Here is a 13,628-nt window from a genome sequence, read left to right as displayed (position 1 = left end):
TCATGCCAGCGTAAGGAGACAAGAGAATGGCAAGAGCAAAGTTTCTCTGCGATGCCGAGCGCTGCATCGAATGCAACGCCTGCGTCACGGCTTGTAAGAACGAACACGAGGTGCCTTGGGGCATCAACCGCCGCCGCGTGGTGACCATTCAGGACGGCCAGCCGGGCGAACGCTCGATCTCGTCGCCTGCTGCCACTGCTCGGACGCGCCCTGCATGGCGGTCTGCCCGGTGGATTGTTCTACCAGACCGACGACGGCATCGTGCGCACTCCAAAGACCTCTGCATCGGCTGCGGCTACTGCTTCTACGCCTGCCCCTTTGGCGCGCCGCAACCCGCAGGCCGCAACTTCGGCAGCCGCGCAAGATGGACAAATGCACCTTCTGCGCCGGCCCGGAAGAGAACCACTCCCAAGCCGAGTTCCAGAAGTACGGTCGCAACCGGATCGCGGAAGGCAAGCTGCCGATCTGCGCGAGATGTGCTCGACCAAGGCGCTGCTGGCCGGTGACGGGGACATGGTCTCGGACATCTACCGCGAGCGCGTGGTCGCGCGCGGCTTCGGCTCCGGCGCTTGGGCTGGGGCACGGCTTACGAGCAAAAGGGCCAGTAACGGCTTGCGGGGGCGGCCTGATCGGGCCGTCCCTTTTCTCCATATCTGTCTAGCCGGGGATTTCCCATGCTGCGCCACCTGATGGCTCTTTTCATTCTCGCCTTGGCCGCGCTGCCGGTCAGCGTCACGGCGCAGGACTGCGCCTGCCTGAGAACGCGACCCCCTCGGCCATCGACCGCGCCAGTACCGGCGGCGCGCAAACTTGGCCGATATCGAACGGCGTCAGAACGGCGCAGAGATCGACGATGGGTTCAGGCGCAACATCTGGGCGGCGATGCGGCCACGGTGCCAAGCCTTGGCCCGCTCGGCGGACGCTCCGACCCGACCTGTGGCGCGGTATCCGCTATAACGAATTGCCCGTGCGCGTGAGTACGATGAACAAGACGGGCCGCGTCCTTGTCCAAGACAACGGGATGTGGTGGCAGCAATTCCGCGAAGGCCCACTTGCGACCTATGGCGCTTGGCTGCTCACCGGGACGCTGGCCGTGCTGCTGCTCTTTTACCTTCTGCGGGCCGGATCCGTATCGAAGGCGGCAAGGTCGGGCGCACCGTCACCCGCTTCAAAGCCGTTGAGCGTTTCGCGCATTGGATGCTGGCTGGCTCGTTCATCCTGCTCGCGCTGACGGGCTTGGCCACGCTTTTTGGCCGCAAGGTCGTCATCCCTCTGCTGGGGCATGAGTTCAACTCGACCCTGTTGACCGGGTCGAAGTTCATCCACAATAACGTCTCATGGGCCTTCATGATTGCGCTCGTCATGGTCTTCGTCATGTGGATTTGGCACAATATCCCGAACAAGACGGATTGGCTCTGGATCAAACAGGGCGGCGGTTTCATCGGTGACAAACACCCGCCCGCCAAGAAGTTTAACTTCGGCCAAAAGATCGTCTTCTGGGCCGTGATCCTGCTGGGCTTCTCGGTCTCGCTCTCGGGGCTGTCTCTGCTCTTTCCCTTCGAGATCCAGCTTTTCGGGCATACGTTCAACATCATCAATGACATCGGCATGGCCGAGGCCGCAGGCTTTGGTCCGCTTCAGGGCGATCTGACGCCGCATGCCGAAATGCAATATGCCCAGCTGTGGCACGCGATCATCGGCTTTCTGATGATGGCGGTGATCTTGGGCCATATCTACATCGGGACGCTCGGCATGGAAGGCGCCTTTGACGCCATGGGCAATGGCGAGGTCGATGAGCGTTGGGCGAACAGCACCACTCGCTCTGGCTCGATGAGGTCAAACAAGACAAACGGACCCCCGCAGAATGACGGGCGGCGGCGTTCAAATCAAAGGAGTCGCGCGATGAAAGCCATGTTGGCAGGGTTTCTGGGCGTCGCGGTGATCGGCGTCGTGGCCTATTTCGGGCTGCATGAGATAGGCTTTTCCTCCGCCGAGGTCTATTCAGGTGAAAACGTCCGGCTGGACTGACACCAAAGAGGCATATCATGGCGGCAGGCGATGAATACGGCGGCACGCTCGAAGGTGCGTCGATCCTTGTGATCGACGATGAACCGGGGATGCGCCATTTCCTCACCAAGATCTTGGAGCGCGCGTCAAACGCGTGGCCCAAGCGGCTTCTCCTGCGGAGGCCACCAAGCTCTTGGACGAGGCACATTTCGATGTGGTCGTGCTGGATAATGTCATGCCCGGCAAGACCGGTCTGGAATGGGTCGTCGAACAGCGCCGCAAGGGGTTCTACGCCGACACGGTCCTGATCACCGCCTATGCCGATCTTGAAACCGCCATTGCCGCACTCCGGGCGGGCGTGAGTGATTTCGTGCTGAAACCCTTCCGCGCGAACCAAATCCTCGGCGCGGTGTCGCGCACCTTGGACCGCAAGAACCTGCGCCGTGACAATACCCTGCTCAGGCGGGAGTTGCAGGGTGGCACGGCGGTGCAAATGCTCGGCAAGTCCGAGGCGCTGTCGAAGGTGCGCGGCATGCTCAACCGTCTTGCCCCGGTGCCGACGCCGGTGCTGTTCACCGGTCCCAGCGGCACGGGCAAGGAGTTGGCCGCGCGGCAGTTGCACCAGATGTCCGACCGTGCCGACAATCCTTTCGTCGCGGTGAATTGCGCCGCCATCACGCCGGACAGGATCGTGCCCGAACTCTTTGGCGCGGTGGAGGGGAATGAGACCCTGCAACCGGGGCTGTTCCTCTTGGCTGACGGCGGCACGTTGTTTCTGGACGAAGTGGCGCAGATGCCGGAGCAGCTACAGGCGGCGCTTTTGCGGGTGTTGGAAGACCAGCGCATCCGGCCCGACGGGGCAGAGCGGGAGATTCCGCTGAACCTGCGGTTCCTGTTTGCCACCAACGCCGACCTGCCCAAGGCGGTGGAAGAGGGGCGTTTCCGCGCCGACCTCTACCACCGCATGAATGTGGTCGAGGTCGCGATGCCGCCGCTCAAGGACCGGTCTGAGGATATCGTCGAACTGGCGGCGATGTTCATGCAGCAGTTTTCGACCGCGCTTGGCATGCCCGCGCTGCGTTTGGATGCGGAGACTTTGCTGAAACTGCGCCGTTACGACTGGCCCGGAAATGTGCGCGAATTGCGCAATCTGATCGAACGCTCGGTGATCCTCGGCAGTCTGCCCGAAGCCTTTGCGGGCCATGGCGCGGTCGATGGGCCACGGGCGATCGAAGATCTCGAACTGGTCACGCAGCGCCATATGCTGCACATCCTTGATCTGTCGAACGGCAACCGAGCCGAGGCCGCGCGCCGCTTGGGCGTGTCGCGCAAAACCGTCGACCGCAAGCTCGCCGCTTGGGCTGCCGAAGGGTTGGATATCGAGACGCTTTGACCGAGTTAAAGCTATGCGAAACGCGCATATCTGTTCCGCATGTGGGGAATCTTCTTCAGATTCGCAGAATACCATTCTGTCACGGGCGCTGTAGTGGGGAGGATGTCCCTGCCGGGGTCACTCCCCTAAACCCGTTATTCCATCTGAACCGATCCTGCCCGTCAAACGTTCCTGTTTCAGCGACGGTGTTGAAGCGGGCGGCGCCCGGTGACATCTGAAGCGCAAGCGTTAGAGGAGTAAATTCAATGCTGAAACAGATCGTTACCGCAACCGCGCTCGCCGCGGTCACCGGCACCGCAGCCTTTGCCCAAGACAATGACACGCTCCGCGTCGGCATGTCGGGCGGCTATTTCCCCTTCACCTTCGTGAAGCAGGACGTACTTCAGGGTTTTGAAGTCGATGTCATGAACGCCGTCGGCGAAGAGGCGGGTTTCGAGGTCGAGTTCGAGACCATGGCCTTCTCCGGCCTGATCGGCGCGCTGGACGCAGGCCGCATTGATACGATCGCCAACCAGATCACCATCACGCCCGAGCGTCAGGAAAAATTCGCCTTTACCGCGCCTTATGTCTTTGACGGTGCGCAGGTCGTGACCAAAGAGGGCAACGAAGAGATCGGCGGCGTCGAAGACCTGCGCGGCAAAACCGTGGCGGTGAACCTTGGGTCGAACTTCGAGCAGCTTTTGAACGAACTTGCCTTCGCCGATGAGATCGAGATCAAGACCTATGAGTCCAACATCGCCCAAGATACCGCGCTTGGCCGGGTCGATGCCTTTGTGATGGACCGGGTTTCTTCGGCGCAGCTTATTCAGGAAAGCCCCCTGCCGCTGCAACTGGCGGGCAAGCCCTTCTCTGAGATCCGCAACGCCCTGCCGTTCCAAGACAATGACGAAGGCCGCGCGCTGCGTGACCGTGTCGACACTGCGCTGGAATCCCTGCGCGAAGACGGTACACTGGCCGAAATCTCGGACAAGTGGTTCGGCACAGACATCACCAAAGCGGAGTAACCCATGCGGGCGCTAGACCTTGACTACATGCTGGGGCTGGTGCCCGTCATATTGGGCTACGTACCGCTGACCTTGTTCATGGCGGTGGCGGGGATGGTGTTCGCACTCATCCTCGCCTCGCTTTTGGCGGTTGAACGGGTTGTGAAAGTGCCCGTGCTCGACTGGTTCGTGATCGTTTTCATCAGTTTCTTTCGCGGCACGCCGCTGTTGGTGCAACTGTTCCTTTTCTACTTCGGTCTGCCGCAGGTGCTGTCGTTCCTGACCAATATCAGCGGCGTGACTGCCGCCATCATGGGGCTGACCCTGCATTTTGCAGCCTATATGGCCGAGAGCATCCGCGCCGCGATCATGGGGGTGGACCGCAGCCAATGGGAGGGGGCCCAGTCCATCGGCATGACCCAAGGTCAGATGATGTGGCGGATCATCCTGCCACAGGCCGCCCGGATCGCCGCGCCGACGCTGGTGAATTATTTCATCGACATGATCAAAGGCACGTCGCTCGCCTTTACCCTCGGCGTGACCGAGATGATGGCGCGGCCCAGAAAGAAGCCGCAGGGAGCTTCCTTTATTTCGAGGCCTATCTCGTGGTCGCCATGATCTATTGGGTCATCGTCGAAGCGTTAAGCCAAGTGCAAAAGCGGCTTGAAACCTATCTGAATAAGGCGTTCGTGCGATGATTGATATCACTGGCCTGACCAAAGATTTCGGCGGCGCGCCGGTTCTGAACGGCATTGATTTGCAGATTGCCGAGGGCGAGCGGGTGGTCGTGATTGGCCCCTCGGGCACCGGCAAGTCGACCCTGCTGCGCTGCCTCAATTTCCTCGACGTGCCGCAAGAGGGGTCATTCGCATCGGCGACGTGACCGTCGATGCCGCCAAGGCGCGCAAGGCGGATATTTTAGCGCTGCGGCGTCGGACGGCGATGGTGTTCCAGAACTACGCGCTTTTCGCCAACAAGACGGCGAAAGAGAACATCATGGAAGCGCTCGTCACGGTGCAGAAACGGCCCAAGGCCGAGGCCGAAGAACGCGCGCTCTCGGTTCTGGCTGAGACCGGCTTGGCCGATAAGGCCGACAGTTTTCCGGCGGCGTTGTCCGGTGGGCAGCAACAGCGTGTTGGCATCGGTCGCGCCATGGCGCTCGGGGCGGAACTGATGTTGTTCGACGAGCCGACCTCGGCGCTCGATCCGGAATGGGTGGGGGAGGTGCTCGACCTGATGCGCGCGGTGGCGGAGCGCAAGCAGACCATGCTGATCGTGACCCATGAGATGCAGTTCGCCCGCGAGATCGCGGATCGGGTGATCTTTATGGACGGCGGGAAAATTGTTGAGAGCGGAGCGCCGTCGGAGATTTTTGGCGCGGCGAAGGATGCGCGGTTGCAGCGGTTCCTGAAACGGGTCGAGGGGTAGGGGCCGATTTTGCCGCTGGCCCAGAATCAAGCCGCAGGCGCCGGGCCATCGCCTGCCCGCCCCCGGGTAGGCGATTTGGTGAGGCTGGGTGCAACCTCGCGAAGGTACATCATGGCTGAGGGATAAAGTGGCAGCATCTAGCGTTTGATCGCCGACCCGCGGGCAGGCGATGGCCCTCGATCTTCTTCCCCAAACGGAAAAAAGGCCCGCCATTTGGCGGGCCTATCCGTTTAAACCTGACTTCTCAAATCACTCCGCGCAGGCGCGGATCTTCTCGATGTCCGGACCATTCGGTGTGCGGCCAAGGTTGAACGGCGCCGAAGCGTCACGCCATTTCGCGTAGTCGTTCAGATATTCCAGCTGGCTCAGGTAAACCTTTGCGGAATCGGGGTTCTCGCAGGCGGTCTCTTCGATGGTCTCGTTGGCCATCTCCTGAACCTTGGTCAGCGTCTCGTCATCGTAGCGGTTGATTTCGATGCCCGCGTCGAGGAACTGCTGGTACGCTTCGGTCGCGCGCTTCTCGGTGAAAGACAGCGACCAAACGAGGTTGGCCTGCGCTGCAATCTCAAGCGCTTCGCGGGTCTCGTCGGACAGGGCGTCCCATGCGCCTTTGTTGATCATCACACCGAAGATCGAGGCGGACTGGTGCCAGCCCGGTGTCGCCCAGTATTTGGTGACCTGCTGGAAACCGCCCGAGAAGTCGACGTTCGGGGTCGAGAATTCCGCGCCATCGATCACGCCGCGCTCAAGCGATTGATAGATTTCGCCACCGGCCATAGAGACCTGCGACCCGCCCAGTTTCTCCAACAGACGGCCCTGCTCCAGACCCGACAGGCGCAGACGCTTGCCCTTGAGGTCTTCCAGCGTGACGATTTGCTCGTTGGTGCGGAAGCCGGATTCGTTGTTGGTCACGCCGTAGGGCAGATAGACCATGCCGAACTTGCCGTAGATCTCGTTATAAAGCTCTTTGCCGCCCCATTGCTCGATCCAGTTGACGTAGTCGACCGCGTTGAACAGGCTCGCCGTGGTCGCCAGCGGCGAGAAGGCAGAGTTGCGGCCCGCCCAGTAACCGGGCCAGTCCGCGCCAGCCTGCACGGTGTTGGATTCAACCGCGCCGAACACTTCGCCCGCGGGCACGAGGGAGCCACCTTCGAAGAATTCGATTGTCAGGTCGTCGCCGGTCAGCTTGTTGGCAAGATCGACGAAATGCTTGTCGATCTCGATCAGTTCCAGCGAAGTGGGCCATGTGGTGGTCATGGTCCAGCTGTCTTGGGCCGCGGCCTGCGTGGCAACGCCCGCGCAGAGTGCCAGACCGGCAAGGGTTGATTTCAATTTCATAATCTCTCTCCTCCGTTGATTATTTTGTATAGAGCGTTTCCGGCAGCCAGGTGACAAGCTGTGGGAACAGGGCGATGGCCACACACATCATCAGGATCAGACCGATGAAAGGCAGCACGCCGACGATGATATGCGACGTCTTGACCTCACGCGGGCAATGGCGCGCAGGTAGAAGAGCGCATATCCAAAGGGCGGGGTCAAAAAGGACGTTTGCAGAACCACCGACATCAGGACGACGAACCACAACAGGCTCACGTCCATCTCCTGCACGATCGGCAGGAAGATCGGGAAGGACAGCAGCACGATGCCGGTCCAGTCGAGGAAGGCCCCGAGGATGAAGACGATGAACATCATCATCGCGATCAAGAGCCAAGGCGCCATGTCGAGGTTGCGGATGATCTCCTGCGTGGCGCGCAGGCCACCGGTGATGTTGAACACGCCGGTAAAGGCGGTGGCGCCCACGACGATAAACAGTATCATCGCCGAGGTGCGCCCGGTTTCCAACATCGCGCCGTAGAAAGAGGCCCAGCTGAACTTGCCGCGCATGATAACGATCACCAGTGCCAGCGCCGCACCGATGGCGGAAGCTTCAGTCGCCGTGGCGATGCCCGCGAGCAGGGAGCCCAGAATGCCGAGGATCAGCACCAGCGGCGGCACGGCTTCGATCAGCAGCATGCGCACAAGGGCGGGTTTCGAGATTTTCTCATCAGGCTCGACGGCGGGGGCCATGTCGGGCCGGACCACAGCGACGACGAAAACCCAGACCGCATAGAGCAGCCCCAGCACCACGCCCGGCACCATGGCGCCCGCGAAAAGCTCCCCCACCGAAAGGGGGGAATAAGAGGCCATGAGGATCAGCATGATCGACGGCGGGATCAGAATGCCCAAACAGCCCGAGGCGGCGATGACCCCGGTGGTCAGGGTCGGGCTATAGCCATATTGCAGCATCGGGCGCAGGGCCATCACGCCCATCACGGTGATCGAGGCGCCGATGATACCCGTGGTCGCGGCCAGCAGGATCGAGATGAAAACCACTGCCAACGCCAGACCGCCGCGAATGTTCGACATCAAAAGCCGCAGTGATTCGAACATCTTATCCGTCACGCCCGAATCGGACAGGAACCTTGCCATCAAGATAAAGAGCGGAATCGCGATCAGCGTGAAGTTGTCCAGCACATCGCCGAAAATTCGGTTGATGACGATGCCCAGCACCATCGGTTTGCCGGCGATGACAGCGCCCAAAACGGCGGTGCCGCCCAGAACGAAGGCCAGCGGGTGGCCCATGAAGAGGCCCAGCAGAAGCAGGCCAAACATGGTGAGTGCAATGAGTTCAGGCGTCACGGGGCAGTTCCTGACGGTTAAGTACGAGTTTCAAAAATTCCGACACGCCTTGCAGCAGCAAAAGACCGGCAGCGAGGGCCATGGCCATTTTCAGCGGATAGACCGGCAGCTGGACCGAGCCATATGTCGTCTCACCTTGGGCATAGGAGCGCATGGCGAATTCATAAGAGCGGGTGGTGAAGATCCACGCGAAGGGGAAGAAAAAGATCACATAGCCCGCCGCTTCGACCCAACGGCGCAGGCTGGGGCCAAGGGTTTCGGTGATCAGATCGACCCGCACATGGGCCTGATGGCGCAGCGCATAGCCGCCCAGCATCACGAAATAGAAGCCATAAAGTTGTTTCGTGACGTCAAAGGCCCAGCGGGTCGGGTCATTCAGCGCATAGCGCATGAAGACGTCATAGATGATGATTGCGGCGAAAATGACGGCGACGACCGACACGATGCGCCCGACGAATTCGTTCATCTGGTCGATGAATTTTATCAAGATCTGAGCCCTCCCTGGCAGCTCGCACATTATTTGCCTTTCTGCCGAAAACAAGGCAAAAGACCATTAATAATGCTGCTTTAAGTAGCACTACGTATGCGGCTTGGGGCGGGATTGTCCAGAAGGTGAGATTTCAATTTGCCTAAGCCATGGACATTTTCGAAAAGCGACGATTATCTGCTGCGCATGGCCCTCCGCGTCGACGTCGGGGGAGGCTAAGCAAATATCCGTTTGGGAGGAAAAACATGGATCGTCGTTCATTTATCCGCAAAGCCGGTGTAATGGGGGCAGGTGCTGCCGCCACGACACTTGCAGCGCCCGCTATTGCGCAGGGCAACATCACATGGCGCATGGTTACCACATGGCCCAAGAACTTCCCCGGTCTGGGTGTCGGCGCGCAGCGTCTGGCCGACCGGATCACCGCCGCCTCGGGTGGCGAGCTGACCATTCAGGTCTTCTCCGCCGGTGAGATGGTGCCGCCGCTGCAATCGCTCGACGCCGTGATCGACGGCACCGCCGAGATGAGCCACGGTGCCGCCTACTACTGGCAGAACAAATCCCCTGCGTTGTCCTTCTTCACCGGCGTGCCCTACGGCATGACCACGCCGGAACTGACGGCATGGATGCGCTACATGGGCGGTCAGGAGATCTGGGACGAGATTTATGACCAGTTCGGCGTTCAGGGCTTCCTGTCGGGCAACACCGGCACGCAGACCGGCGGCTGGTTCCGCGATGAGCTGAAGAGCCTCGACGATGTCAAAGGTGTGCGCTTCCGGACCCCGGGCCTTGGTGGCCGTGTGTGGGAGAAACTGGGCGCGACCGTGACCAACATGGCCGCGGGCGAAATCTTCCAAGCGCTTCAGTCGGGCACGCTCGACGCTGCGGAATTCGTGGGCCCCTACAACGATCTGGCGCTCGGCTTCCATCAGGTGGCCAAAAACTACTACATGCCGTCCTTCGTGGAATCGGGTCTGGCGACCGAGCTTGTCGTCGACAAGAAGAAGTATCAGGAACTGCCCGAGAACCTGCAGGCGATCATCCGTGACGTAAGCCAAGCGGAGTACGATCAGGTTGCTGCCGACTTCTACGCCAACGACCCGCGCGCGCTGAAGACCCTACAGGAAGAGCATGGCGTGACCGTGCGCAACTTCCCCGACGACATCATGGAAGCCGGTGCCAAAGCCTCGGTCGAAGTGGTCGAAGAACTGCGCAACAGCGACGACCCACTGGTCAAGAGGACCGCCGAGAGCTTTGTCGAAGCGCTGAACCTCGTCCGTACCCGGACCGAGAACATCGACAGCCCCTATGTGCAGGCGCGTCAGAAGTTCCTGAAGTACTAAGCTTCGCGCTGATTGGAAGGGCCCGGTGGAAACGCCGGGCCTTTTTCTATGAAACGACGGTCTCAGACCTGTCCCGCCCGGTGGCACACCGGGCATCGCCCTCCCTCCCCCGGAGGGCGATTTTGCAGCGTTTCGACAGCCGGATCGGTTCGCGAAATGGGCTCCCGCGCAGCCCCATTTACGGGTTCGATCGCCCACCAGGGAGGGCGATGCCCTTACCGCTCAACCAAAAAGGCCCGGCATTGCTGCCGGGCCTTTGAACGTCGGGGGCTATCTCACCCCGCGATCACCTTAGGCAACCAAGTCACGATTTGCGGGAAGGCAAAGAGGATCGCAATCGCCACCACCTGCAACATCACGAAGGGCAGGATACCTTTGTAAATCGCGCTGGTCGGCAGATCCGCCGGGGCCACCCCGCGCAGATAGAACAGCGCAAAGCCGAAGGGCGGCGTCAGGAAGGATGTCTGCAAGTTCACCCCAACCAAGACGCCCAGCCAGATCGGATCGATGTCCAGCATCAACAGCACCGGCGCGGTGATCGGGATCACGATAAAGATGATCTCAAAGGTATCGAGGATGAAGCCCAAGAAGAACATGATGATCATCACCACCGCCACCGCCGCCAAGGGGCCGCCGGGCAGGTTGCTGAGGAACTCATGCACCAGATTGTCGCCGCCCATCATGCGGAACACGATGGAAAAGACCGAAGCCCCCAGCAGAATGATAAAGACCATGCTGGTGATCGTGGCCGTGGCGATCATCGTCTCCCGCAGGATGCGGAAGGACAGACGCCAGCGCATGGCCGCAAGCACCATCGCCCCCACAGCACCGACAGAGGCCGCCTCGGTCGGGGTGGCGATGCCGCCGAGGATCGACCCCAGCACGGCGAGGATCAGCAAGAGCGGCGGCATCAGGGCGACAAAGAAATCCCGCACCAGTTGGCTTTTCTCATCCGCCGGAACCGGCGTCGCGGGGCAGGAGGCGGGCGCGGTCGCGGCTTTGAACAGAACGTAGCTCAGGTAAAGCGAGACCAGCAAAATCCCCGGCAGCAGCGCCCCAGCGAAGAGATCCCCCACAGAGACGGGCGTGGGGGCAAAGTTGCCCTTGGCCATCTGCACCTGAGAGTTAATGCCCGAAAGCATGTCGCCCATGAAGATCAACACGGTGGAGGGCGGGATGATCTGACCCAAGGTGCCGCTGGCGCAGATCACCCCGGTGGCAAGCTTGGGGTCATAGCCCGCCCGCAGCATCGCGGGCAGAGAGATCAGGCCCATGGTGACAACCGTCGCCCCCACGACGCCGGTGGATGCCGCGAGCATCGCGCCCACAAGCACCACCGAAATCCCCAGACCGCCGCGCATATTTCCGAAAAGCTTGCCCATGGTCAGCAAAAGCTGTTCGGCGATCTGGCTGCGTTCCAGCATCACCCCCATGAAGATAAAGAGCGGCACGGCGACCAAGACTTCGTTGGTCATGAAGCCGATATAGCGGTTCGGCAGCGAGCCGAAGTTGGAGGGATCGAACACGCCGAAGCCCATGCCCACGGCGCCAAACAGCAGCGACACGCCAGCAAGGGTGAAAGCCACCGGAAAGCCGAGCAACAAAAAGCCGATCACGCCAAAGAACATGAGCGCGGCGAGCATCTCGCCAATGAAAATCGGATCCATCAAACGGCTCCCTGCGGATGGTCTGCGGGATTTGGTCCCGGCTGTATTGCATGGATTTGGGCACTAGCTCAGCATTGCCGCTGAGCACGAGGATGGAGCGGATGATCCATGCAATCCCTTGAATTGCGAGTAGAAATGCGAAGCCGATGATGAAGGCTTTGAGAATATAAAGCCCCGGCATGCCGCCCACATTGGCCGACCCTTCCTGATAGCCCCAAGCGCGGATCACGAAGGGGATCGAATAGGTGTAGACGATCCAGCAGAAGGGCAGCAGAAAGACGATGACGCCGATCAGGTCAATCAGTGCGCGGCGGGCCATAGTGGCGGGGCGGTAGAAGATGTCGACGCGCACATGGTCATCGCGCAGCAGCGCAAAACCGGCCACGGCCGTGAACATCGCGCCGTTTAGCCAGATATAAAGGTCTTGCATCCAAACGAAGCTGATCGCGAAGACATAGCGCTGCACAACCACGGTGAAACAGACCAACACGATGCCGAGTGCGAGCCATGAAAAGAGATTGCCGATGACCAAGTTCACCGCGCAGATCACCCTGGCAATTGCTGCTAAAAAACGCACCTTGTCCCCTCTCCCGTCAAGTTCGTTTGACCGTCAATCAAAGGGAGGGGACAAAATGTCAAGATTTAGATGGCGGGCGGCTCTTCGCGGCGGCATTTGTCGCCTTCCCGTGGCAGGAAGGCAACCGAAGGGCCGCACCGCTCAATAGATACTGGTCTCGGGCGCGCAGCCTTTACGCACCATGCCGCGGTACATGCCCTGCGAGTTAAACGGCATGGCGATATTGCCCGCCGCGTCCACTGCGATGACCCCGCCCGAGCCGTCGTTGGGTGCCAGATCCTGCATCACCACATGTTCGGCGGCGGTGGCCAGATCCTCGCCCGCGTGGCGCATCCGCGCGGCGATCTCCCCGGCGGCGTTCCAGCGGATGAAAATCTCGCCATGCCCGGTGGCAGAGACCGCGCAGGTCGCGTTGTCGGCGAAGGTGCCCGCGCCGATCATCGGCGTGTCGCCAACCCGGCCCGGGGCCTTGGCGGTCATGCCCCCCGTTGAGGTGGCGGCGGCGATGTTGCCCGCCGCGTCGCGCGCCACGGCCCCGACGGTGCCATGCCGCCGCGCCGGATCGTCCGAGACCTCGCCGCGGGCGCGCATCTCGAGCGTTTCCTGCAATGCATCCCAGCGGGACTGGGTGAAGAAATAGTCACGGTCGGCGAACTCGAGGCCCGCCTGCCGCGCGATCTCCAGCGCATTGGGGCCGATGAGGGTGACATGCTCGGTCCGCTCCATCACCGCACGCGCCAGTTTCACCGGGTTCTTCGGTCCGAAGACCCCGGCCACTGAGCCCGCGCGCCGGTCGGCGCCATCCATCACGGCGGCGTCCATCTCCTGCACGCCCTCGGAAGTATAGACCGCGCCGCGGCCTGCGTTGAACAGCGGTTCATCCTCCAGCGCGCAGACAGCGGCCACCACCGCATCCATCGCGCTGCCACCGTCGCGCAGCACCGCTTCGCCGGCTTCCAGCGCACGGGCGAGGCCATCGTGATAGGCGGCCTCCTTCTCGGGCGTCATGTTTTCCTTGAGGATGGTTCCGGCACCGCCGTGGATGGCAAGGGAATAGGTCATTTCCA

At 61.1% G+C, this 13,628-nt stretch carries 8 protein-coding genes and 5 pseudogenes; 7 read left to right on the top strand and 6 right to left on the bottom strand.

Annotated elements, in window-relative coordinates; genetic code table 11:
* The first annotated feature begins 26 nt into the window (after positions 1-26).
* The 6 genes and pseudogenes from CUR85_RS17605 to CUR85_RS17580 all read left to right on the top strand — a co-directional run bounded on the left by CUR85_RS17605 (position 27) and on the right by CUR85_RS17580 (position 5,811).
* On the top strand, positions 27-506 hold the full coding sequence (locus CUR85_RS17605) for a 4Fe-4S dicluster domain-containing protein (protein ID WP_425520175.1): 480 nt from the start codon (positions 27-29) through the stop codon (positions 504-506).
* A 562-nt stretch (positions 507-1,068) separates the two neighbouring features.
* The gene (locus CUR85_RS17600; protein ID WP_280322953.1) at positions 1,069-2,028 is read left to right on the top strand and encodes a formate dehydrogenase subunit gamma; all 960 of its coding nucleotides are present in this window, start codon (positions 1,069-1,071) and stop codon (positions 2,026-2,028) included.
* A 17-nt stretch (positions 2,029-2,045) separates the two neighbouring features.
* A pseudogene (locus CUR85_RS17595) lies at positions 2,046-3,400 on the top strand (sigma-54-dependent transcriptional regulator).
* Between the two features lie 245 nt (positions 3,401-3,645).
* Positions 3,646-4,404, top strand: coding sequence for an amino acid ABC transporter substrate-binding protein (locus CUR85_RS17590; protein ID WP_067266585.1), 759 nt, complete (start codon positions 3,646-3,648; stop codon positions 4,402-4,404).
* 3 nt (positions 4,405-4,407) lie between these two features.
* Positions 4,408-5,081 (top strand): annotated as a pseudogene (locus CUR85_RS17585) (amino acid ABC transporter permease).
* Positions 5,078-5,811 (top strand): annotated as a pseudogene (locus tag CUR85_RS17580) (amino acid ABC transporter ATP-binding protein). The pseudogenes CUR85_RS17585 and CUR85_RS17580 overlap by 4 nt, the downstream one beginning before the upstream one ends.
* A 249-nt stretch (positions 5,812-6,060) precedes the next feature.
* Here the strand turns inward: CUR85_RS17580 and dctP are convergent.
* The 3 genes and pseudogenes from dctP to CUR85_RS17565 form a co-directional block, all read right to left on the bottom strand.
* Positions 6,061-7,149 (bottom strand): TRAP transporter substrate-binding protein DctP, encoded by a 1,089-nt coding sequence (gene dctP, locus CUR85_RS17575; RefSeq protein ID WP_067266589.1) that lies wholly within the window; start codon positions 7,147-7,149, stop codon positions 6,061-6,063.
* Between the two features lie 19 nt (positions 7,150-7,168).
* A pseudogene (locus CUR85_RS17570) lies at positions 7,169-8,463 on the bottom strand (TRAP transporter large permease).
* Between the two features lie 16 nt (positions 8,464-8,479).
* Entirely contained in the window at positions 8,480-8,980 is a 501-nt protein-coding gene (locus CUR85_RS17565) for a TRAP transporter small permease subunit (RefSeq protein ID WP_067266598.1), read from the bottom strand.
* 242 nt (positions 8,981-9,222) lie between these two features.
* On the opposite strand from CUR85_RS17565, the gene CUR85_RS17560 reads away from it, so the two are divergent.
* On the top strand, positions 9,223-10,317 hold the full coding sequence (locus CUR85_RS17560) for a TRAP transporter substrate-binding protein (RefSeq protein WP_067266590.1): 1,095 nt from the start codon (positions 9,223-9,225) through the stop codon (positions 10,315-10,317).
* Positions 10,318-10,592: 275 nt separating this feature from the next.
* On the opposite strand, the gene CUR85_RS17555 is transcribed toward CUR85_RS17560, so the two are convergent.
* The 3 genes and pseudogenes from CUR85_RS17555 to CUR85_RS17545 all read right to left on the bottom strand — a co-directional run bounded on the left by CUR85_RS17555 (position 10,593) and on the right by CUR85_RS17545 (position 13,623).
* Positions 10,593-11,984, bottom strand: coding sequence for a TRAP transporter large permease (locus tag CUR85_RS17555; protein WP_067263664.1), 1,392 nt, complete (start codon positions 11,982-11,984; stop codon positions 10,593-10,595).
* A gap of 154 nt (positions 11,985-12,138) precedes the next feature.
* A pseudogene (locus CUR85_RS17550) lies at positions 12,139-12,450 on the bottom strand (TRAP transporter small permease subunit); the annotation flags it as partial.
* Positions 12,451-12,702: 252 nt separating this feature from the next.
* Positions 12,703-13,623, bottom strand: a complete 921-nt coding sequence (locus CUR85_RS17545) for an isoaspartyl peptidase/L-asparaginase family protein (protein WP_082852023.1) — start codon at positions 13,621-13,623, stop codon at positions 12,703-12,705.
* Positions 13,624-13,628: the final 5 nt, after the last annotated feature.

This window comes from Sulfitobacter faviae, from assembly GCF_029870955.1.
Lineage (GTDB): Bacteria > Pseudomonadota > Alphaproteobacteria > Rhodobacterales > Rhodobacteraceae > Sulfitobacter > Sulfitobacter faviae.
The sequence above is the reverse complement of the archived record's forward strand: the minus strand, read 5'-3'. Positions and strand labels throughout refer to the sequence as shown.

Bases quoted from the DNA above. Each gene is read 5' to 3' on its own strand.
- CUR85_RS17605 (WP_425520175.1), top strand. From the start codon at position 27: ATGGCAAGAGCAAAGTTTCTCTGCGATGCCGAGCGCTGCATCGAATGC.
- CUR85_RS17590 (WP_067266585.1), top strand. From the start codon at position 3,646: ATGCTGAAACAGATCGTTACCGCAACCGCGCTCGCCGCGGTCACCGGC.
- dctP (WP_067266589.1), bottom strand. From the start codon at position 7,149: ATGAAATTGAAATCAACCCTTGCCGGTCTGGCACTCTGCGCGGGCGTT.
- CUR85_RS17560 (WP_067266590.1), top strand. From the start codon at position 9,223: ATGGATCGTCGTTCATTTATCCGCAAAGCCGGTGTAATGGGGGCAGGT.
- CUR85_RS17555 (WP_067263664.1), bottom strand. From the start codon at position 11,984: ATGGATCCGATTTTCATTGGCGAGATGCTCGCCGCGCTCATGTTCTTT.
- CUR85_RS17545 (WP_082852023.1), bottom strand. From the start codon at position 13,623: ATGACCTATTCCCTTGCCATCCACGGCGGTGCCGGAACCATCCTCAAG.